The organism is Nonomuraea sp. NPDC050691 (genome assembly GCF_040654455.1).
GTDB lineage: Bacteria > Actinomycetota > Actinomycetes > Streptosporangiales > Streptosporangiaceae > Nonomuraea.
The window spans coordinates 1-20644 of the sequence record NZ_JBFAIA010000099.1 but is presented as its reverse complement, the minus strand read 5'-3'; the positions used below and the strand labels follow the sequence as shown (position 1 = coordinate 20644).

Genomic DNA, 20644 nt, shown 5'->3' with positions numbered 1-20644 from the left:
GGTCTGATGGGTCCGCGTCCCGCCGTGCTGGAGTGGATGGTCTGGACGGCGCCCACCGCGATGGTCTTCGCCGGCCTGGGCGCGCTGCTGTGCGTGATGGCGGTGTGGGCGAAGGTGTCGCCGCCGGTGGCGCGGCGGGGCTTCCTGCGGATCGAGACCGACCGCGGTGACCGGCTCTACATCGGGCTGATCAGCGCAGCCGTCGTGCTCGCGGGCTGGATCGCCGTCACGGACCTGTCGATGTGGCTCGCGCTCGGGTGCGCGCTGCTGGTGGCGGTGGTCATCGGGATATGGGGTTGAGAGAGAGGACGGACAATGCCGTTACCGCTCCACACCAGGGTCACCGGGGCGAGAGCAGCCGCCGCCGCGGCCGCGCTCGTCCTGTTCGCCGCGGCCTGCTCGCAGGGTGACGGCCCGCGCAAGAGCGACTGGACCGAGGCCGGCGGCAAGGCGGCGGCGCAGAAGTGGGTCACGCAGGAGTTCACGCCGAGCACCCTGTCCAAGGACCAGCAGCTCGCCGAGATGGACTGGTTCATGAAGGCCGCCGCGCCGTACCGCGGCATGGAGATCAACGTGGTGTCGGAGACGATCACCACGCACGAGTACGAGTCGCGGCAGCTCGCCAAGGCGTTCGCCGAGATCACCGGGATCAGGGTCAAGCACGACCTGATCCAGGAGGGCGACGTCATCGAGAAGCTGCAGACCCAGATCCAGGGCAACGAGAACATCTACGACGCCTACGTCAACGACTCCGACCTCATCGGCACCCACTCGCGCGGCACCTACGTCTTCCCGCTGTCCGACTACATGGCGGGCGAGGGCAAGGGTGTCACCTCGCCCACGCTCGACCTGGACGACTTCATCGGCATCAGCTTCACCACCGGCCCGGACAAGAAGATCTACCAGCTCCCGGACCAGCAGTTCGCGAACCTCTACTGGTTCCGCTACGACTGGTTCACCGACCCGAAGATCAAGAAGCAGTTCAAGGACGCCTACGGGTACGACCTGGGCGTCCCGGTCAACTGGGCGGCCTACGAGGACATCGCCGACTTCTTCACCAACAAGGTCAACGGCAATGGCACGGTCGACGGCAAGAAGGTCTACGGCCACATGGACTACGGCCGCAAGGACCCGTCGCTCGGCTGGCGGTTCACCGACGCGTGGCTGTCCATGGCCGGCAACGGCGACCCCGGCATCCCGAACGGCCTGCCCGTGGACGACTGGGGCATCCGGGTGGAGAACTGCCGGCCCGTCGGCTCGTCCGTGACGCGCGGCGGCGACACCAACGGCCCCGCCTCGGTCTACGCGCTCACCAAGTACGTGGAGTGGCTGAAGAAGTACGCGCCCAAGGAGGCGGCCGGCCGCAACTTCAGCGAGGCCGGGCCCGTGCCCGCGCAGGGGAACATCGCCCAGCAGATCTTCTGGTACACCACGTTCACCGCCGACATGACCAAGCCGGGCCTGCCCGTCGTGAACGCCGACGGCACGCCCAAGTGGCGCATCGCGCCGAGCCCGCACGGCGCGTACTGGAAGGAGGGCAACAAGCTGGGCTATCAGGACGCCGGCTCGTGGACCCTGCTCCGCAACACCCCGAAGGAGCGCCGCGCCGCCGCCTGGCTGTACGCGCAGTTCGTCACGGCCAAGTCGGTGTCGCTGAAGAAGTCCATCGCCGGCCTGACGTTCATCCGCGACAGCGACATCCGCAGCGACTACTTCAAGCAGAACGCCGCCAAGTACGGCGGGCTGATCGAGTTCTACCGCTCGCCCGCGCGCAAGCAGTGGACCCCGACCGGCACCAACGTGCCCGACTACCCCAAGCTCGCCCAGCTCTGGTGGCAGAACGTGGCCACCGCCGTCACCGGCGAGACCACACCCCAGCAGTCGATGGACAACCTGGCCAAGCAGCAGGACGACATCCTGTCCCGGCTGGAGCGCCGCGGCTACGGCGGGAACTGCGCGCCCAAGCTCAACCCCGAGCAGCCCGCCCAGTACTGGCTGGACCAGCCCGGCGCCCCGGTGCCGAAGCTGGCCGACGAGCGGGGCAAGCCGGAGACCGTCGACTACGACAAGCTCATCTCCCAGTGGAACTAGGTCCTCCCCGTTCTGTCGGCCCGCTCTTCTAAGCTGGCGAAGCCGTACAGGATGATTGGATCTTTGCCGTGGACGCCTCGGTCGGTGTGAACGCCTCGGTCGGTGTGGACGCCTCGGTCGCCGTGGACGCCTCGGTCGAGCAGCTCGTCCACGTCCGCGACGACGGCTACACCGTCGCCCGGATGAGCTCCGACAGCGGGCCCGGCCCGGTCGCGCCGAGTTTCGTCGCGACCGGCCGGGCGCTCGCCGGCGTCCAGCCGGGCGAGACGCTCCGGCTGGCCGGCCGGTGGGGCGAGCACGAGCGCCACGGCGGCCGGTTCCAGGTGACGGCGTGCGAGCGGATCGTCCCGTCGACGGTGAGGGCGATCCAGCTCTACCTCGGCTCGGGCCTGATCCGCGGCATCGGCCCGCGCCTGGCCCAGGCCATCGTCGGCCACTTCGGCGAGCGCACCCTGACCGTCATCGACACCGCGCCGGAGCGGCTGACCGAGGTGCTCAACATCGGCCCGGCCCGCCAGGGGCAGATCGTCGAGGCGTGGCGGGAGCAGAAGGCGATCGCCGGGCTGATGGTCGTGCTCCAGGGCTACGGCGTCAGCCCGCTGCTCGCCGCCAAGATCTACCAGGTGTACGGCACGGACTCCGCCGACGTCCTGGCCTCCGACCCGTACCAGCTCATCGGCCGGGTCCGGGGCGTGGCGTTCCACACGGCCGACCGCATCGCGCTCCAGTCGGGGGTGCCGCGCGAGAGCCCGCAGCGGATCAAGGCGGCGCTGCTCGACCGGCTGGACAACGCCGCCGCCGGGGGCGGCCACTGCTTCCTGTCCATGACCGCCCTGGTCACCCAGACCGCCGAGCTGGTCGAGCAGGACCCCGACCAGGTGCGCCCCATGGTCGACGCCCTGGCCGCCGAGCGGCGGGTGGTCGTCGAGGCCGGCCCCGACCAGGTCATCGTCTACGCCAAGGAGCTGCACGCCCGCGAGGTCAAGCTGGCCGGCGAGCTGGGCCGGCTCTGGCAGGCCCGCTCGACGCTGCCCATGCGGCCGTTCACCGAGGACCTGGGGCTCCACGACGACCAGCGGGCGGCCGTCACGATGGCGCTGACCAGCACCGTGTCCGTCCTGACCGGCGGGCCGGGCTGCGGCAAGAGCCACACGGTGCGGGTGATCGCCGCCACCGTGCGGGCGATGGGCGGCACGGTCACGCTGGCCGCGCCCACGGGCAAGGCCGCCAAGCGGCTGTCGGAGCTGACCGGCCTGCCCGCGATGACCGTCCACCGGATGCTGGCCCACCAGCCCGACCCCGACGCGCTGTTCGACCAGGCGCCGGCGCAGGCCGACCTCGTCGTGGTGGACGAGGCGTCCATGCTCGACCTGCACCTCGCGACCCGGCTGTGCTCGGCGATCCCCTCGGGCGGCCACCTGCTGCTCGTCGGCGACAGCGACCAGCTCCCCAGCATCGGGCCGGGCAGCGTGCTGGCCGACGTGCTGCGCGTGGAGGAGATCCCGCGCGTGCGGCTCACCCACGTCTTCCGACAGGCCGAGGGCAGCGGCATCATCCGCGGCGCCCACCTCATCCGCGCCGGCGAGCTGCCCCCGCTGCCCGGGGGCGGCGGGTTCTGGTTCGAGGAGCTCGACGACCCGGCCGCCGTGGCCGAGCGCGTCGTCCACCTCGCGACGGTCGCGATCCCGCGCAAGCAGGGGGTCGAGCCCGGCCAGGTGCAGGTGCTGTGCCCGATGCGCAAGGGCGCGGCCGGCACCGCCGAGCTGGGCCGCCTCATCCAGGACCGGCTCAACCCGGCCCGTGACGGCGCTCCCGAACACTGGTCGGGCTCGTCGGTCTACCGGGTCGGCGACCGCGTCATGCCGATCCGCAACAACTACGACAAGGGCGTCTTCAACGGCGAGACCGGCACGGTCACCCGCCTGGTGCCGGAGGAGCGCCTGCTGGAGATCCGCATCGACGACGGCGACACGGTCACGTACGGCTTCGACGAGCTCGACGACCTGACCCACGCCTACGCGATCAGCGTCCACCGGTCGCAGGGCAGCGAGTACCCGTTCGTGGTGGCGCCCATCGTGGTGGAGGCGGGCGGCGTCATGCTGCGGCGGCGGCTGCTCTACACGCTGGTGACGCGGGCCCGGGCGTGGGTGGTGCTGGTGGGCGAGCGCAAGGCGCTGGAGCTGGCCGTCCACCGCCTCGGCGGCCGCCGCAACACCGGCCTGCCGCGCCGCCTCTCCCTCGCCGTCGGGTGACCGCGGGGTTCGTGCCTGCTCCTCGCCCTCCGCCCAAGCCCTAGAAAAAGGTTCAACTTCGATCACTTTCGATCGCTACTATGGGGCCGGGCAAGGAGGACTATGACGAACACCGCGACCGGTCCGGAGCTCACGGAGCTGGCGGATCGCAAGGCCGGGCCGCTCCTGGCCGTCTGGGGCGCGGCCGCCACGGCCGGCGCGCTGGGGCGGGCGCTGCTGCCGCCCGACGCGGCGCTGCCCGTGCCGGGCTCCTGGGGCCGTCTCGGGCCGCATGCCGGGCGGGCGCTCCTGGGCGTGCGGGAGCGGGCGGAGGCCGAGGCGGGCACGCCGTGGCCGCAGCCGCTGGCCTCGCAGTACACCCGCTACTTCCGCGACGGCAACCGGACGGCGTACGAGGCGCAGGTGTTCGAACGCCAGGACCGGCTCACCCGCGCGGTCCTCATGGCACTCGCCACGACCGGCGACTCCGGGACGCCCGGTTCCGGCGACGCGACGCCGCGCACCGGCTCCTCCTCTTCCCCCGTCGCGCCGATGGGTGACGGGGGCGGGGCGGGTGAGCGGTGGGTGGACGAGGTGGCCGACGGCATGCTGCTGCTGTGCGAGCAGACCACGTGGTGCTGGCCCGCGCACGAGGACACCTGCCGGCCGGGCGGCCCCGTGCTGCCCGACACCACCGCCCCGTACCTCGACCTGGGCGCGGCCGACGTCGCCGCGCAGCTCGCCTGGGCCGACCACGTGCTCGGCGACCGGCTCGACGCCCGCTACCCCGGCCTGCGCGAGCGGGTCCGCCGTGAGGCGCGGGCGCGGGTGCTGCGGCCGTTCACCGAGCGGCGCGACTGGCACTGGCTCGGCCTCGACGGCGACGTCCACAACTGGTGCCCGTGGATCTGCGGCAACGTCCTCGTGGCCGCGCTCCGGCTCGGCGAGCCCGGCGAGGAGCGGGCGTCCCAGGTGGCGTGGGCGGTGGAGGGCCTCGACCGCTACCTCGCGGCCCTGCCGGAGGACGGCTCGATCGACGAGGGGTACGAATACTGGTGGAACGGGGCGTGCCGGGCCCTGGAGGCCCTGGACGTCCTGGAACACGCGACCTCCGGAGCCCTGGCCGTGGCCGACGTGCCCGTGGTGCGCGCGACGCTCCGCTTCCCGCACCTCATGCGGCTCGGCGGCCCCTGGTACCTGAACCTCGCCGACGCGCGGGCCCGGCCGGCCACCGACCAGCCGTGGCACGTGCCGTACCGGTGGGGGCGACGGCTCGGCGAGCCGGACGCGGTACGGCACGCCTGCTCGCGGCGCGCCGGCGGGATCGCGGTGACGGCGGAGCTGGGCAGGGCGTTACGGGAGCTGGCCGACCCGGAGTGGTGGGCGGCCGACCGGCCCGAGGAGGGGGAAGGCGTGGAGGCGGCGGCCGGGACCATGGACGCTCCGAACGCCGGGGCCGTATGGTTCCCCGGCACGCAGGTGGGGATCGCGCGCGAGGTCGCCGGCAGCGCGCGCGGGCTCACGCTCGCGGTCAAGGGCGGCCACAACGGCGAGCATCACAACCACAACGACGTCGGCTCCGTCGTCGTCGCCGTGGACGGCGTGCCGGCGCTGGTGGACGCCGGGCGACCCACGTACACCGCGCAGACCTTCGGCCCCGACCGGTACGCGATCTGGACGATGCAGAGCACCTGGCACAACGTCCCCGAGATCCGGGGCACGGCCCAGCGGCAGGGGCCGGCGTTCCGGGCCCGTGACGTCGAGGTCGCCGACGAGCCGGGACGCTTCGAGACCCGCATGGACCTGGCCGCCGCCTATCCGGTGTCCGGGCTGGAGCGCTGGTGGCGCACCGCCCGTCTCGACCGCCGCGCGTCGCTCGTGACCGTCGAGGACGCCTGGGCCTTCGCCGCCGACGGGCGGCCGAGCGTGCTGCACTACCTGCTGGCGGGAGAGATCGAACGGCACGATGACGGCCAGGTCGTCGTGCGGCCCCCGGACGGCGCGCGGGCCGCGTGCGTCACGTGGGACCCGGCGCGCGCCACGTCCGCCCTGACCGTCCGCACGCTGGAGGATCCGATGCTCTCGGCGGTGTGGGGCGAGCGCCTGACCCGGCTGGAGCTGCGGCTCCCCGGCACGGCGCGCGGCTCCTTCGAACTCCGGGTGGAGGTGCACCCATGACCGCCCACGACCACCCGTACCCCGGCCTCCCCGACCCCGGGGACCCGCTCACCGCTTCTTCCCGCGGACCGGACGCCCCTGACGAGCGGCGGTCGCAGGCGGTCGAGCTGCTGCCCGACGAGCGGCGCGCCCAGGTGGTGGAGCTGCTGCGGCGGCGCGGGGTCGTCCGCGTGAACGAGCTGGCGGCCGAGCTGGACGTCTCGGTCATCACGGTCCGCCGCGACATCGCGCTGCTGTCCTCCCAGGGCCTGGTGCGCCGGGTACGCGGCGGGGCCGTGCTGCACGGCGGCGCGGTGGCCGACACCCTGGCGGGCATCGCCCCCCAGAGCCCGTCGCCGGTCCCGGAGTCCGGCCCGGCCACGTCCCCCCCGGGGCCGGGGCCCGCCTCTCCGGCTCCCGCGGAAGCGGTGTCCACGGCCGGGACCGTACGCGCCCCCGGTGCCGCGCTCGCCCCCGGAACCGGGCACGCCCCCGGTGCCGGGTCCGCCGGGCAGAACGAGGTGGCCCAGGCCACGATCGGCATGGTGGTGCCGTCGCTCGACTACTACTGGCCCGACGTGATCCGCGGCGCCCGCGAGGCGGCCGCCGCGTCCGGGGCGCGGCTCGTCCTGCGCGGCGCCACCTACCAGGCGGCCGACGAGCGCCGGCAGCTCTCGCGGCTGGTCGGGACGGCAGGCGTGGACGGGCTGCTGGTCGCCCCGACCACGACCGGCGACGAGGGCGAGGAGCTGGTGCGCTGGCTCCAGGTCGCCGGCGTGCCGGTGGTGCTGGTCGAGCGCGCCGCCACCGTGGGTCCGCACCAGGAGGCGATGGAGTCGGTGGTGAGCGACCACGTGTTCGGCGCGGCGATGGCCGTGCGGCACCTGGCCACGCTCGGTCACCGGCGGGTGGGGCTGGTCACCACGACGCAGAGCCCGACGGCCCCGCACGTGCGGCGCGGCTGGCGGCAGGCGTGCGAGGAGCTGAGCCTGCCCCTCGGCGGCACTCCGGATCTGGCGACCGTCGACCAGCGCGATCCCGGCTGGCCGGAGACGCTGGACGCCGTCCTCGACGCGTGCGCCGCCTCGGGCACGACCGCGCTGCTCGTCCACTCCGACCCCGAGGCGATCAGCCTGGTCGAACGCTGCCAGGAGCGCGGGATCCGGGTGCCCGGGGATCTGTCGGTCGTGACGTACGACGACGAGGTGGCCGAGTTGTGCGACCCGCCGCTGACCGCGGTCCGGCCGCCCAAGGCGGCGATCGGGCAGGCCGCGTACCGGCTGCTGGCGGAGCGTCTTGCGGACGACGATCCGCAGCGGCCGACGCACCGCGTCGTGATCGAGCCCCGGCTGATCGTCCGCTCCTCCTCGGCGCCGCCGTCACCCGGCCAGGCATTGCCTAGCTGAAGCAGCCGTGCGCCTCATCCCGTACCGCACAGAAACGATCAATATCGTTCAGATAAACCTGATCGTTCTGATTAACAAGCTATTGACGTGATCGTAACGATCGGACAGGATCGGCGGCACTGGTAAGCGCTTGCCGCCGAAAGGACCCAAGTGAGACGGCCACAGGCCCTGCTGGTCATGGACCCCGCCACGTTCAGCACGCTGTTCGAGGAGCCACAGCTCCGCCGGTTGCGGGAGCTCGCCGACCTGGGCGACCCCGTCGTGACCGACGACCTCGACACCCCCGAGGTACGGCGGCGGCTGCGCGAGGTCGAGGTGCTGGTCACCTCCTGGGGCTGCCCGCGGCTGACCGAGGAGCGGCTGGCCGACGCACCGGCCCTGCGGGCGATCTTCCACTGCGCCGGCACCGTCCGCACGTTCGTCACCGACGAGGTGTGGCGGCGCGGGATCCTGGTGACCAACGCCGCGGACGAGAACGCGATCCCGGTCGCCGAGTTCACGCTGGCCGCGATCATCTTCGCCGGGAAGAAGGCCCCGTTCCTCGCCCAGGACGCCCGGCGCCACCGCGCCGACTGGTCGTTCGCGAACAGCCGGGGGGAGCTGAGCAACCGGGGCCGCACCATCGGCGTCGTCGGCTACTCCCGCGTGGGCCGCCGGGTCGTCGAACGGCTGCGCGACCTGGAGGTGGACGTCCTCGTCGCCGACCCGTACGCCGACGCCGGCGAGGTCGCGGCGGCGGGCGGCCGGCTGGTCGAACTGCCGGAGCTGCTGCGCCGCAGCGACGTGCTCACCCTGCACGTACCGGCCTTGCCGTCCACCCGGCACCTGATCGGCGCCGCGGAGCTGGCGATGCTGCGCGACGGCGCGACCGTCATCAACACCGCGCGCGGCGCCGTCCTCGACACGACGGCGCTGGAGCGCGAGTGCGTGAACGGACGGCTGGACGCGATGCTCGACGTCACCGACCCCGAGCCTCTGCCGGCCGGCTCACCCCTGTACGACCTGCCCAACGTCATGATCACCCCCCATATCGCCGGGTCGCTCGGATCGGAGACCCGGCGGATGAGTGAGAGCGCGCTCGACGAGCTCGAACGCTACCTGTACGGCCGGCCGCCCCGCGCGGCCGTCACAGCCGACGAGTTCAAGGTCAGCGCCTGAGTCCCGGCGACCGGCTCGACGGAAAGGAGACCGGATCACATGATCTCTTCTGACACCTCGGCGAGCGCCGCGGGGCGCCGCCCGTTCCTGAAGTCCCTGGCGGCCGTGGCCGCGCTCTCGCTGGCGGCGACGGCCTGCGGCGGCTCGGGCGACGACGCCAAGAAGGACGGCGGGAACGTCACCCTGTCGGTCACCGTCTGGAACATGGGCAAGACGCCCGAGTTCAAGGCCCTGTTCGACGCGTTCGAGGCGGCCAACCCCGGCATCAAGGTGCAGCCGGTGGACATCCTCGCCGACGACTACGCCGACAAGGTCACCACGATGCTGGCCGGCGGCGACGACACCGACGTCATCACCATGAAGAACGTCACCGACTACTCCCGCTACTCCAGCCGCGGCCAGCTCGCCGAGGTCACCGACCTGGCCAAGTCGGCCGAGGGGTCGCAGCTCTCGGGCCTGGACGCGTTCGACGTCAGCGGCAAGTACTACGCGCTGCCGTACCGGCAGGACTTCTGGCTGCTCTACTACAACAAGAAGCTGTTCGACCAGGCGGGCGTCAAGTACCCCGGCGCGATGACCTGGGACGAGTACGCCAAGCTGGCGCAGCAGCTCACCAAGGACGCGGGCGGCAAGAAGGTCTACGGCACCTACCAGCACACCTGGCGGTCGGTGGTGCAGGCGATCGCCGCGGCGCAGACGGGCGGCGACCAGCTCGGCGGCGACTACTCCTTCTTCGCCGACCAGTACGCCGTGGCGCTCGGCCTGCAGAAGTCAGGGGCGGCCCTCGACTTCGGCACGGCGATGGCGCAGAAGTCCGACTACAAGACGATGTTCGAGACCGGCGCGACCGCCATGCTGCCCATGGGCACCTGGTACATCGCCAACCTCCTGACCGGCAAGGCCGACGGCAAGATCGACGTCGACTGGGGCATCGCGCCGATGCCGCAGCGTCCCGGCGCGACCGGGGTGACGACGTTCGGCTCGCCGACCGCGTTCGCCGTCAACAAGAAGGCCGAGCACGCCGACGCGGCCAAGAAGTTCGTGCAGTTCGCGGCGGGCAAGGCCGGGGCCGAGGCGCTGGCCAAGATCGGCTCGGTGCCGGCGTACAAGAGTCCCGAGATCACCGAGGCGTACTTCAAGCTCAAGGGCATGCCCACGGACGAGACGTCGAAGAAGGCGTTCCAGCCTGACAAGGTCGTGCTGGAGATGCCCGTCAGCGACAAGACCTCCGACGTGGACACCATCCTCAGGGAGGAGCACGAGCTCATCATGGTCGGGGAGAAGTCGGCCGCCGACGGCATCCGCTCGATGAACGAGCGGGTCAAGAGCGAGGTCCTCAACTAGCGGCCCGCGTGCAGCCACCCGCCACCCGCCCCACGAAGGCTCGTAAAGGACGCCCATGGCTCAGGTGATCACACGACCGGCGCCGACCGCGCCGCGGGCTCGGCCCCGCGGGCGGCGGGCCTGGCGCGACATCCTCGTCGGCTGGAGCTTCATCCTCCCGAACTTCGCCGGCTTCCTGCTGTTCACGATCGTCCCGATGCTGACGGCGTTCGCCCTGGCGTTCCTGAAGTGGGACTCCTACAGCGACCCGGAATGGGTGGGGCTGAAGAACTTCACGCGCATGCTGGGCGACGAGAACTTCCACGTCGCCCTGCGCAACACCCTCTTCTACGCGGCCGGCCACATCCCGCTCACGCTGGCCGCCGCGCTCGGCCTGGCCATGGCGCTGAACCGGAAGCTGCGCGGGGTGCCGTTCTTCCGCACCGCGGCGTTCTTCCCGTACATCACGTCACTGGTCGCGGTGGCGGTCGTGTGGAACATGCTGTTCAACCCGACCGCCGGACCGATCAACCAGCTGCTGGAGGCGATCGGCGTGTCCGAGCCGCCGCGCTGGGTGGCCAGCAGGGACTGGGCGATGCCCGCCGTCATCATCACCAGCGTGTGGCGGGACATGGGGTACTACATGGTGCTCTACCTCGCCGGTCTGCAGACGATCCCGAAGGAGTACTACGAGGCGGCGCGCGTGGACGGCGCCAACGCCTGGCAGCGGTTCTGGGGCATCACGGTGCCGTCGCTGCGGCCCACGACGTTCTTCGTCGCGGTCATGCTGACGATCCAGAGTTTCAAGGTGCTCGACCTGATCGTCGTCATGACCGACGGCGGGCCCGGCCGCAGCACGCTCGTCCTGGCCCAGCTCATCTACCGCGAGGGCATCACCGAGGGCCAGTTCGGCTACTCGTCGGCGATCGCGCTCGTGCTCTTCCTGATCGTGCTGACCGTGACGGTCGTCCAGTTCCGCATCAACGAACGGAGGAGCGCCTCATGACCGCGCTCAGCGATGCTCCCCCGGCGGGCCGCGCCGCGCCACCGGGCGGGTCTCCGGGGGGCGCCGGCCGCGACCGCTCCGCCGCCGTGGCCGCCCGGCGGGTGCTGGCGTACGTGGCGCTGACCGTGATGGCGGCGCTGGTGCTGGTGCCGTTCGCGTGGATGCTGTCGTCGTCGCTCAAGCGCGACAACGAGGTCTTCACCGTGCCGATCCAGTGGATACCGGAGGAGCTGCGCTGGTCGAACTTCGTCGACATCTGGGAGCGCATCCCGCTGCTCACCTACCTGGGCAACTCGGCGTTCCTGTCGGTGACGATCACGGTGCTCCAGGTGCTCAGCGGCAGCTTCGCCGCCTACGGCTTCTCCAAGGTGCGCTTCCCGGGCCGCGACGCGCTCTTCCTGGCCTACATCGCCACCATCGCCGTGCCCTGGCAGGCGTACATGGTGCCGCAGTACATCATGATGCAGAAGGCCGACCTGACGAACACCCACCTGGCGATCATCCTGCTCCAGGCGTTCGGCGCGTTCGGCGTGTTCCTCATGCGGCAGTACTACCAGTCGATCCCGGACGAGCTGTGCGAGGCGGCGCGGATCGACGGGCTCAGCGAGTACGGCATCTACTGGCGGATCATGCTGCCGCTGTCCAAGCCGGCGCTGGCCAGCCTGGCGCTGCTCACGTTCGTCAACACGTGGAACGACTACATGGGGCCGTTCATCTACCTGACGGACAACGACCTGTGGACGGTCCAGCTCGGCCTGCGCTCGTTCATCGGCCAGTACGACGCCGAGTACGCGATGATGATGACCGGCGCGACGCTGTCGGTGCTGCCGATCCTCGCGGTGTTCCTGCTCGGACAGCGTTACTTCATCCAGGGCATCGCGACGAGCGGGCTCAAGGGATGAGCGGGCGGCCCTCGCCCCTGACCGGGCACACCTCTTCCCTGAGCGCGCGCAGCCTGCTGCGGCCGGCGCGGCAGGCCACGTACGAGAAGGTGTTCGCCGCCGCCTACACCTGCCTGGCGACGAACGCGCTGCTCACCGTCGCCTGCGCCCCGCTGCTCGCGGCCCTCGCGCTGGTGCGCGACCCGCTGGGGTCGTGGCCGTTCTTCGCCGTGCTGTCGCTGGTGTGCGCGCCGGCGCTGGCCGGGGCGTTCCGCTGCTTCGCCGCGCTCGGCTCGGGCTCCTCCTCCGTGGTGCGGACGTTCTGGGCCGGCTACCGGCGCGCGGCCGGCCCGGCTCTCGCCGTGTGGGCGGCGGGCGCGGCGGCCGTGAGCGTCCTGGTCGTGGACGCGACCGTGGTGGCGCGCACGGCCTGGGGCCCGGCGCTGGTGCCCTTCTTCGCCACGGCCGTGGTGCTCGTGGTCGCCACGGTGGTCGCCCTGATCGCACTGATCGCCGAGCCGGGCGCCCCCGCGCTGCGGGCGCTGGTGCGCCCGTGCGTGTACCTGGTGGTGCGGCGCTGGTACCTGGCCGCCGCGAACACCGTGGTGCTCGGCCTGGCCGTGGGGGTCGTGCTGGCCAGGCCGGTGCCGGGCCTGCTGCTGGCGTGCGCTCCGCTGCTGTACGCGGTGTGGGCCACCACCACATTCGTCCTCGCTCCGATGACGCCCGCGCGAGACGCCACCATCTGAAGCCGCCTGGTCAGGCGATCCCCGTTCGAGAGCCCCCGGAGGTCCGCCCTCCGGGGGCTCTCGTGTGCCCTGGACGTGCCGTACGGGGGTATGGTCTCCTATAACTCGTACATCAGTGTTCAAGTTAAGGAGATCTTGTGAGTCACGGACATGTCGCGCCCGCGCACCCGCACGGGACGCGGGCCGGCGGCGGATGGGCCGCGCTGGCCCTGCTCTGCCTGGCGCAGTTCATGCTCATCGTCGACATCACGGTCGTGCAGGTGGCCCTGCCGAGCATCGGGGCGGACCTGAGCCTCGGCCGCGAGGCGCTCACCTGGGTCGTCACGACGTACACGCTCTGCTTCGGCGGGCTCATGGTCCTCGGCGGAAGGCTCGCGGACGCGCTCGGCGCGCGGCGCACGCTGCTCGCCGGGCTCGCCGTGTTCACGCTCGCCTCGCTGGTCGCGGGGGTCGCGGCGAACGGCGCCACGCTCATCGCCGGCCGCGGGCTCCAGGGGGTGGGAGCGGCGCTGATGTCGCCGTCGGCGCTGGCCATCATCACGAGCGCCTTCCACGGCGAGCGGCGCGGGCGGGCACTGGGGGTGTGGGCGGCCATCGGCGGCTCCGGCGCCGCGGCGGGCGTCCTGCTCGGCGGGCTGCTGACGGCCGGGCCGGGCTGGACGTGGGTGTTCTACGTGAACGTGCCGATCGGCGTGCTCGTGATCGCCGCCCTGCCGGCCGTCGTGCCCGCCCCCGCGTGGGCCGCCCACGCCGGACGGGCCGGGATCGACCTGCCCGGCGCCGCGGCCGTGACGCTGGCCACCGGGCTGCTCATCTACGGCCTGGTCGGCGCGGGCGACGCGGGGTGGGCCTCCGTGCGCACCCTGCTCCCCCTCGCCGGCTCCGCCGTCCTCTACACGGTGTTCGTGCTGGTCGAGCGGAACGCGCAGGAACCGCTCATGCGGATCGCGACGCTGACCCGCCGCCCGGTGCTCTCCGGGGTGTTCGTCATGCTGATGGCCACCGGCCTCATGCTCGGCCTGTTCTTCCTCAGCTCCCTCTACCTCCAGCACGTGCTGCGCATGAGCGCGCTGGAGACGGGCCTGCTGTTCCTGCCGGTCGCGGTCGCCATCACAGCCGGCGCACAGCTCGGCGCGCACCTGATCGGCAGGATCGGCGGGCGGCCCGTGGCCGTGGCGGCGTTCGCGCTCACGGCGCTCGGGACATGGCTGATGACGCGGATCGACCCGGGCGCGAGCGCCTACACGACGCTGCTGCCCGGCTTCGTGGTGGCGGCGCTCGGCATCGGGCCCGCGTTCGTCACGGCCACGACGACGACCATGGCCAATGTCCCGCCCGGCGAGGCCGGTGTGGCGTCGGGCGTGGTCAACACCTTCCACGAGCTGGGCGGCTCGATCGGCGTCGCGGTGGTCTCGTCGGTCGCCGCGGCCGGCCTGGCTCCGGGCGCCACGGGCATCGGCGGTTTCACGGACGCGCTGACGATGTGCGCGGTCGCCGCGGTGGCCGCCGCCGTGGTCTCGCTCGGGCTGGTGCCGGGCGGGAGGCCGTCGGGGGCGTTCGTGGGACACGGGCACGGGCACGGTCACTGACGACCGGCCGGACCAGGGGTCGCCGCGTGACACATATACCCCCTATCCCCCACGCCCCGCATGCCGACGACCACGCCGGACACCCTGCCGATCACCATTCCGACCAGCCCGCCGATCACCACCACGGGCACCACCACGGGCACCACCACGGGCACCACCACGGGCACCACGACGCGCACCCGGCGGCCGCGCGCGCGGCGACGTGGCAGGCCGCCGCGCAGGCGACCCTGCACTGCCTGACCGGCTGCGCCATCGGCGAGGTGCTCGGCATGGTCATCGGCACCGCGGCCGGCCTGCACAACGCCGGCACCGTGGTGCTGTCCGTGGCGCTGGCGTTCGTCTTCGGGTACGCGCTGACCATGCGGGGCGTGATGCGGGCCGGCGTCGGTTTCCGCCCGGCGCTCAAGGTGGCGCTGGCGGCCGACACGGTGTCCATCATGGTCATGGAGCTGCTCGACAACGCGGTGATGGTGCTGGTGCCCGGCGGATGGACGCGGGCCTGACGAGCCGGCTGTTCTGGGCCTCGCTGGCCGGGTCGCTGGTGGTGGCGTTCCTGCTGACCACGCCGGTCAACCGGTGGCTCATCGGCCGGGGCAAGGGGCACGCCGTGGTCCACCAGTACCACCACTCCGGCCACTGACGACATCACCGGCCGGGACCTCGTCGCTCCGGCCGGTCCCAGCGGCCGGCCGGGGCCGAGGGACCTCTCCGCGCTCGACGCCTGGCATCCGCCCAGCTAGGGTCGTCATATGAACAGTTCTTCACAGGATCAGGTGACCGCCCTGGAGGGCTGCGCCACCCGGGTGGTCGACGCCGACCGGGTGGCCAGTGTCAGCTCCCGCATGCCCGCCGAGACCGACCTCGTCGACACGGCCGACATCTTCGGCCTGCTCTCCGACCCCGGGCGGCTGCGGCTCCTGCTGGCACTCCTCGACGGAGAGCTGTGCGTGTGCGATCTTTCGGTGGTGACCGGTCTGAGCGAGTCGGCCACCTCCCACGCGCTGCGCCTACTGCGCGCGCACCGCGTCGTCGCCGTACGACGGGCGGGCCGCATGGCCTACTACCGGCTGGACGACGCCCACGTCCGCATGCTGCTCGACCTCGCCGTGGCGCACACCGAGCACACCCAGGCCATCCACCCCGAACGCAAGGAGTCCTGAACCCGTATTGACAGGCGAGCCACGCCCGCCCATAAACTCAACATATGAACAGCCGTTCAGACGTCCTGAGTGTCGAGGAGGAGGCGAACCCATGACCGACCGCGAGCGGGGGCACGGCCACGGGCAGGGACAGGGGCACGGGCACGGCCACGGGCATGCCGTCAGCGTGGCGGGTGACCGCCGCTACCTGACCGCCGCCCTGGCGCTGATCGTCGGGTTCATGGCGGTCGAGGTGGTCATCGGGTTCGTCGCCGGGTCGCTGGCGCTGATCTCCGACGCCGGGCACATGCTCACCGACGCCATCGCCATCGTCTTCGCCCTGGTCGCGATGCGGATCGCGGCCCGGCCGCCGCAGGGCGGGTTCACGTACGGGCTGAAGCGGGCCGAGATCGTCTCGGCGCAGATCAACGGTGTGACGCTGCTGCTGCTGAGCGCGTACTTCATCGTCGAGAGCGTGCGCCGCTTCGCGAACCCGCCCGAGGTCGAGGGCCTGTACGTGGTGCTGACCGGCCTGGCCGGCATCGCGGTCAACCTGGCGGCCACCTGGCTGCTGGCCCGGGCCAACCGCAGCAGCCTCAACGTCGAGGGCGCCTACCAGCACATCCTGAACGACCTGTTCGCGTTCGTCGCCACGACCGTCGCCGGCGCCGTGGTGCTGTTCACCGGCTGGACCAGGGCCGACGCGGTGGCCGCCCTGGTCGTGGCCGCGCTCATGCTCAAGGCCGGATGGGGGCTGGTGCGCGACTCGGCGCGGGTGTTCATGGAGGCGGCGCCCGTCGGCATGAACCCCGCCGAGATCGGCCGCGAGCTGGCCTCCCTGGACAACGTCGTCGAGGTGCACGACCTGCACATCTGGGAGGTGACCTCCAACTACCCGGCGATGTCGGCGCACGTGCTGGTCACGCCGGGCGACGACTGCCATTCCGTACGGCTGGCGGCGGAGCGGCTGGTCCACGACCGGTACGGGATCGAGCACACGACGCTGCAGGTGGATCACGCCCCGGCCGACGTGCTGACCATCGGCGAGCCCGACCGCCACTGCGCCGACTCCCACGGCCCGGCCCACCGCCGCCCCGCCCCGCGCGCCGGCGGCACCCAGCGCTGACGGGGGCCGGCGGGGGTCAGCGGTAGGCGGTGGCGTCGGCGGGGAGCCCTGCGTCCATCACCTCCACCAGGTACCGCCAGCAGTCGGGCCGCGACCCGTCCACGTCGGTGAACCCGTACTCCTGGGCCAGCTCCCCGCTCGACACCGACCGCCCGCTCCACCGGGCGACCTCCGGGTCGGCGGCCAGCGCCGCCACCGCCCGCCCGGTGAAGCGCGGCGACTCGGAGATGACGAAGTGCGGCTGCGCGGCGGCCGCGTCCCGCCAGTTCTCCTCGGTGACGCCGAAGGCGTCCAGCATCATCTCCGAGCGCAGCCATCCCGGCGTCACCGCCACGGCCGTGCAGCCGTGCGGCTTGAGCTCGTGCGCCTGGGAGTAGGCGAGCCGGATGACGGCGGTCTTGGCGAGGTCGTAGAAGAACGAGACCCGGTAGTTGCGGTCGTTGTAGTCCTTGGTGCCGTCGGTCATCTCCACGACCAGCCCGCCCGGGCTCCTGGTGAGCAGCGGCAGCGCGTAGTGGCTGGTGACGATGTGCGTGTCGACGGCCAGGCGCAGCAGCCGCAGCCCGCCGTCGAGGTCGTGCTCCCAGAGCGGCGTCTCCCACTGGGCCAGCTTCTCGCCGCCCCACACGTCGTTCACCAGCACGTCGAGCCGGCCCTGCTCGCGGTCGATCCGCTCGACGAGCGCGCGGACCGCGTCATGGTCGAGGTGGTCCACCTGGACGGCGATGCCCTGGCCGCCGGCCGCGTCCACCAGCTCGGCGGTCTCCTCGATGGTCTCCGGCCGGTCGTACTCGGAGCGCGCGTCCCGCGTCGTGCGGCCCGTCACGTACACGGTCGCCCCGGCGGCCCCGAGCTCCACCGCGATACCCCGGCCGGCGCCCCTCGTCCCCCCGGCGACCAGCGCGACCTTGCCCTTCAGCGTGTGTGTCATGGCTCCAGGCTGACAGCGAAAGGCGACAAGGCGTGTCATGTTTTCCCGCGGGTCCCGCCGGCGAGTCGTCCGATTCCGACAAGACCCGGGCCCGCCCCGCTGGGCAGGCTGAAGGCATGAGCATCGACCTCTCCACGGCCGCGGCCTTCATGGCGACGCACGCGCGTGTCCTCGACCGCCGCCGCTTCACCTTGCTGACCGGCCTCCTGGACGGGATCCCCGGTGACACGGCGCCCGTACTGTCGGCCCTCGACGCGTACCGCAACGAGGACGGCGGTTACGGCTGGGGCCTCGAACCCGACCTGCGCTCCCCCGAGAGCCAGCCGGGCACCGCGCTGCACGCATTGACGGTGTTCGAGGACGTCGCGCCCGTCACCGATCGCCGGGCGGCCGGGCTGTGCGACTGGCTCCTGTCGGTCTCTCTGCCGGACGGCGGCCTGCCCATGGCCCTGCCCACGACGATCACGGCCGGCACCGCCCCCTGGTGGGCCGGAGCCGACCCGGCGGTCTCGTCGCTGCAGATCACCGCGGTCACGGCCGCCGCGGCGCACCGCGTCGCCGCGCACGACCCGGCCGTCGCCGCCCACCCGTGGCTGGAGCGGGCCACCGCGTACTGCCTGGCCGCGATCGGGGCGATCGAGCGGGCGCCGCACGCGTACGAGCTGGCCTTCGCGGTGCGCTTCCTCGACGCGGCCCACGCCGCCTACCCCGCGCGCGTCGGGGAACTCCTCGACCACCTGCGCCCGTACATCCCGGCGGACGGCGTCATGCGCGTCGAGGGCGGCAAGGAGGACGAGCGGCTGCGCCCGCTGGACTTCTCGCCGTTCCCGGACGGCCCGTCGCGGTCGCTGTTCGCCAAGGAGGTGACGGACGCGGACCTGGACCGGCTGGCCGCGGGGCAGGAGGAGGACGGCGGCTGGACCGTCGACTACGCCCACTTCTCGGCGGCGAGCCCGCTGGAGTGGCGCGGCCACGTCACCGTCCACGCCCTCACCGTCCTCCACCGCAACGGCCGCCTCTGATCCCGGGGCGCTCCTCACCCTTCGGCGCGCTCGTAGCGGGCGCGCCGGGCGACGGGGGTGAAGCCGAGCCCCCGGAAGAGGGCGGCGGAGGCGGGGTTGTCGACGTTGACGTCGAGGAACGCCTCGGTGTCGCCGCGCTCGCGCATCCGCCCGAGCGCCAGGGTCGCGAGCGCCGCCCCGAGCCCGCGCCGCCGCCATTCCGGTACGGAGCCGACCTGGATCAGGAATCCCTCCGCGCAGGCCACGAACCCCACGGGCGTCCCGTCGCCGGCCCGCGCCACCAGGGAGCAGCCGGGAAGGAACGTGTCGTCGACCAGCCAGGCGATCCACTCGTCCCGCGACCAGCCCGGGAAGCCGGGACGGTCGGCGAAGGAGCCCTGGTAGGCGGCATGGAAGGCGTCCAGGGTGCCCGCCGTCCACTCCTCGGTCCGCACGCCCGCCGGCAGCGGGGCCGGAGGAAGGGGGCGCGTCAGGTCGCGGCGGTGGACGTCCTCGGCGAACGTCCGCTCGAAGCCCCGCGACAGGAAGAGCTCATGGGCCTCGCGCGTCAGCGACTCGGTCTCCACCCGGAGCCGCCGCGACCGGCCCGCCGCCATGCCGAGGAGCCGGTCGAGGAGCCCGGCCCCCAGGGCGAGCCCGCGGTACGCCGGATCGACGAGGCCGGTCATGACCGATGTCTCCACCCCGGGACGCACCGCCCCGCAGGCGAGCAGCCGGCCGTCGCCGAAGGCCCCCACGGCGCTCACCCCGTCACCGGTGTACCGGCGCTCCACGTAGGCCGGTGACGCGGTCTCCGGCAGCCCGCCGTCGTGCTCCAGGCACCTCCCGGCGAGCACGGCGATCAGTCCGGCGTCCCCGGCCGGCAGCGGGGCCCACTCGACGTCCATGCTCGGTCCCTTCTTCGAAAGCGCTGCGGACGCGCTGCGGCGGCGCTGTGGCGGCGCTTCGGCGGCGCTTCGGCGGCGCTTCGGACGCGAGGATGCCGCGCCGGACGCCGGTACGGCAATCGCATTTCGCCCCGGGTGGCCGTCACCCGGGGCGATGCCGTCAGCAGCGCGGGACGGACCGGCGACCGGGCGAGCTAGTCAGCAGCCGCCGTTTCACGCTATGACGGGGTATGGCGGTCGTCGCGGCGGGACTCCCCTGCACTCTCCGTGATCAGCTCACCGCGCTGCTGGAGCGTGGCCGGTACCGGGAGGCGGAGCGGGCGGGCGATGCCCATCTGGACCAGGTCCGCGACCCGGCGGCGCTGGCCACGCGGTGCCTCGACGTGGCCGCGCTCTGGCGGGACAAGGGGGCGCCGCACCGCGGACTGAGGTACGCCGAGACGGCGCTCGCGACGGCGCCGGGTGACGCCCGGGCCCACGCCGTACGGCTGAGCTGCCTGCCCCCGGAGCACCGCCTGTACGAGGCGATCGAGGCGGCCCGCGAGGCCGTGACGCGCTGTCCTGACGAGCCGGGGTTGTGGCTGACCCTGGCCGAGTTGCTGACCGGTGCGGGCCTCCGGCTGGAGGCGCTGGACGCCGCGACCCGCGGCCTCGGCCGCGAGCCGGATCACGAGGGCCTCCGCCTCCACCGGGGCGCCGCCCTCCTCGCCCTGGGACGCGACGAGGAGGCGGGAGCGGCGTTCGCGGGACTCCCGGCGCCGGAGGTCACCGCCGCGTACCTGCGTCTGAACATGGCCGAGGAGGCCGTGGCCGTGCTCGACCCCGGCGACCCCGAGCACGTGCCGAGCCTGCTGGAGTGCCTGGTGGGCGCGGGACGGCGCCCCGAGGCGTGCGCCGCCGCCCGCGCCGCCGATCGCGGGCACGCCGGGGCGCAGACGGCCGTCGCCG

The 20644-nt window shown here is 72.7% G+C and carries 17 protein-coding genes and 1 pseudogene; 16 read left to right on the top strand and 2 right to left on the bottom strand.

The window, feature by feature from the left end; genetic code table 11:
- Nucleotides 1–6: 6 nt before the first annotated feature.
- The 14 genes and pseudogenes from AB0H81_RS28700 (at nt 7) to AB0H81_RS28635 (ending at nt 16856) form a co-directional block, all read left to right on the top strand.
- Nucleotides 7–300 (top strand): DUF2160 family membrane protein, encoded by a 294-nt coding sequence (locus tag AB0H81_RS28700; protein WP_358380789.1) that lies wholly within the window; start codon nt 7–9, stop codon nt 298–300.
- 15 nt (nt 301–315) lie between these two features.
- On the top strand, nt 316–2091 hold the full coding sequence (locus tag AB0H81_RS28695) for an ABC transporter substrate-binding protein (protein WP_358380787.1): 1776 nt from the start codon (nt 316–318) through the stop codon (nt 2089–2091).
- A gap of 68 nt (nt 2092–2159) precedes the next feature.
- Entirely contained in the window at nt 2160–4343 is a 2184-nt protein-coding gene (locus tag AB0H81_RS28690) for an ATP-dependent RecD-like DNA helicase (RefSeq protein WP_358380785.1), read from the top strand.
- Nucleotides 4344–4445: 102 nt separating this feature from the next.
- The gene (locus AB0H81_RS28685) at nt 4446–6500 is read left to right on the top strand and encodes a heparinase II/III family protein (RefSeq protein ID WP_358380783.1); all 2055 of its coding nucleotides are present in this window, start codon (nt 4446–4448) and stop codon (nt 6498–6500) included.
- Entirely contained in the window at nt 6497–7885 is a 1389-nt protein-coding gene (locus tag AB0H81_RS28680) for a substrate-binding domain-containing protein (RefSeq protein ID WP_358380781.1), read from the top strand. Before AB0H81_RS28685 ends, AB0H81_RS28680 begins: the two co-directional genes overlap by 4 nt.
- Nucleotides 7886–8035: 150 nt before the next feature.
- Nucleotides 8036–9043 carry a hydroxyacid dehydrogenase gene (locus AB0H81_RS28675; RefSeq protein WP_358380779.1) on the top strand — a complete coding sequence of 336 codons (1008 nt, stop codon included), beginning with the start codon at nt 8036–8038 and terminating at the stop codon, nt 9041–9043.
- Nucleotides 9044–9082: 39 nt separating this feature from the next.
- Entirely contained in the window at nt 9083–10387 is a 1305-nt protein-coding gene (locus AB0H81_RS28670; RefSeq protein ID WP_358380777.1) for a sugar ABC transporter substrate-binding protein, read from the top strand.
- Nucleotides 10388–10442: 55 nt separating this feature from the next.
- Complete coding sequence (locus tag AB0H81_RS28665) at nt 10443–11372, top strand: sugar ABC transporter permease (protein ID WP_358380775.1); 930 nt, start codon at nt 10443–10445, stop codon at nt 11370–11372.
- Nucleotides 11369–12274 (top strand): carbohydrate ABC transporter permease, encoded by a 906-nt coding sequence (locus tag AB0H81_RS28660; RefSeq protein WP_358380773.1) that lies wholly within the window; start codon nt 11369–11371, stop codon nt 12272–12274. Before AB0H81_RS28665 ends, AB0H81_RS28660 begins: the two co-directional genes overlap by 4 nt.
- Entirely contained in the window at nt 12271–13002 is a 732-nt protein-coding gene (locus AB0H81_RS28655) for a hypothetical protein (protein WP_358380771.1), read from the top strand. Before AB0H81_RS28660 ends, AB0H81_RS28655 begins: the two co-directional genes overlap by 4 nt.
- A 137-nt stretch (nt 13003–13139) precedes the next feature.
- Entirely contained in the window at nt 13140–14591 is a 1452-nt protein-coding gene (locus tag AB0H81_RS28650; protein WP_358380769.1) for an MFS transporter, read from the top strand.
- A pseudogene (locus tag AB0H81_RS28645) lies at nt 14486–15231 on the top strand (DUF4396 domain-containing protein). Before AB0H81_RS28650 ends, AB0H81_RS28645 begins: the two are co-directional and overlap by 106 nt.
- A gap of 109 nt (nt 15232–15340) precedes the next feature.
- On the top strand, nt 15341–15751 hold the full coding sequence (locus AB0H81_RS28640) for a metalloregulator ArsR/SmtB family transcription factor (RefSeq protein ID WP_358380767.1): 411 nt from the start codon (nt 15341–15343) through the stop codon (nt 15749–15751).
- Nucleotides 15752–15842: 91 nt separating this feature from the next.
- Complete coding sequence (locus tag AB0H81_RS28635) at nt 15843–16856, top strand: cation diffusion facilitator family transporter (protein WP_358380765.1); 1014 nt, start codon at nt 15843–15845, stop codon at nt 16854–16856.
- A gap of 16 nt (nt 16857–16872) precedes the next feature.
- Here AB0H81_RS28635 and AB0H81_RS28630 read toward each other — a convergent pair whose 3' ends face one another.
- Nucleotides 16873–17787 carry an SDR family oxidoreductase gene (locus AB0H81_RS28630; protein ID WP_358380763.1) on the bottom strand — a complete coding sequence of 305 codons (915 nt, stop codon included), beginning with the start codon at nt 17785–17787 and terminating at the stop codon, nt 16873–16875.
- A 116-nt stretch (nt 17788–17903) separates the two neighbouring features.
- Between AB0H81_RS28630 and AB0H81_RS28625 the strand changes: the two genes are divergently transcribed.
- Nucleotides 17904–18809, top strand: coding sequence for a hypothetical protein (locus AB0H81_RS28625; RefSeq protein ID WP_358380761.1), 906 nt, complete (start codon nt 17904–17906; stop codon nt 18807–18809).
- A gap of 14 nt (nt 18810–18823) precedes the next feature.
- On the opposite strand, the gene AB0H81_RS28620 is transcribed toward AB0H81_RS28625, so the two are convergent.
- Nucleotides 18824–19696, bottom strand: coding sequence for a GNAT family N-acetyltransferase (locus AB0H81_RS28620; protein WP_358380759.1), 873 nt, complete (start codon nt 19694–19696; stop codon nt 18824–18826).
- Between the two features lie 230 nt (nt 19697–19926).
- Here AB0H81_RS28620 and AB0H81_RS28615 point away from each other — a divergent pair.
- A partial coding sequence (locus tag AB0H81_RS28615; protein WP_358380757.1) for a tetratricopeptide repeat protein occupies nt 19927–20644 on the top strand: 718 nt, incomplete at its 3' end.

What these genes read in the sequence shown, in the direction of transcription:
- AB0H81_RS28700 (WP_358380789.1), top strand. Translation starts at nt 7, where the DNA reads ATGGGTCCGCGTCCCGCCGTGCTGGAGTGGATGGTCTGGACGGCGCCC.
- AB0H81_RS28695 (WP_358380787.1), top strand. Translation starts at nt 316, where the DNA reads ATGCCGTTACCGCTCCACACCAGGGTCACCGGGGCGAGAGCAGCCGCC.
- AB0H81_RS28685 (WP_358380783.1), top strand. Translation starts at nt 4,446, where the DNA reads ATGACGAACACCGCGACCGGTCCGGAGCTCACGGAGCTGGCGGATCGC.
- AB0H81_RS28680 (WP_358380781.1), top strand. Translation starts at nt 6,497, where the DNA reads ATGACCGCCCACGACCACCCGTACCCCGGCCTCCCCGACCCCGGGGAC.
- AB0H81_RS28670 (WP_358380777.1), top strand. Translation starts at nt 9,083, where the DNA reads ATGATCTCTTCTGACACCTCGGCGAGCGCCGCGGGGCGCCGCCCGTTC.
- AB0H81_RS28665 (WP_358380775.1), top strand. Translation starts at nt 10,443, where the DNA reads ATGGCTCAGGTGATCACACGACCGGCGCCGACCGCGCCGCGGGCTCGG.
- AB0H81_RS28660 (WP_358380773.1), top strand. Translation starts at nt 11,369, where the DNA reads ATGACCGCGCTCAGCGATGCTCCCCCGGCGGGCCGCGCCGCGCCACCG.
- AB0H81_RS28655 (WP_358380771.1), top strand. Translation starts at nt 12,271, where the DNA reads ATGAGCGGGCGGCCCTCGCCCCTGACCGGGCACACCTCTTCCCTGAGC.
- AB0H81_RS28640 (WP_358380767.1), top strand. Translation starts at nt 15,341, where the DNA reads ATGAACAGTTCTTCACAGGATCAGGTGACCGCCCTGGAGGGCTGCGCC.
- AB0H81_RS28635 (WP_358380765.1), top strand. Translation starts at nt 15,843, where the DNA reads ATGACCGACCGCGAGCGGGGGCACGGCCACGGGCAGGGACAGGGGCAC.
- AB0H81_RS28630 (WP_358380763.1), bottom strand. Translation starts at nt 17,787, where the DNA reads ATGACACACACGCTGAAGGGCAAGGTCGCGCTGGTCGCCGGGGGGACG.
- AB0H81_RS28625 (WP_358380761.1), top strand. Translation starts at nt 17,904, where the DNA reads ATGAGCATCGACCTCTCCACGGCCGCGGCCTTCATGGCGACGCACGCG.
- AB0H81_RS28620 (WP_358380759.1), bottom strand. Translation starts at nt 19,696, where the DNA reads ATGGACGTCGAGTGGGCCCCGCTGCCGGCCGGGGACGCCGGACTGATC.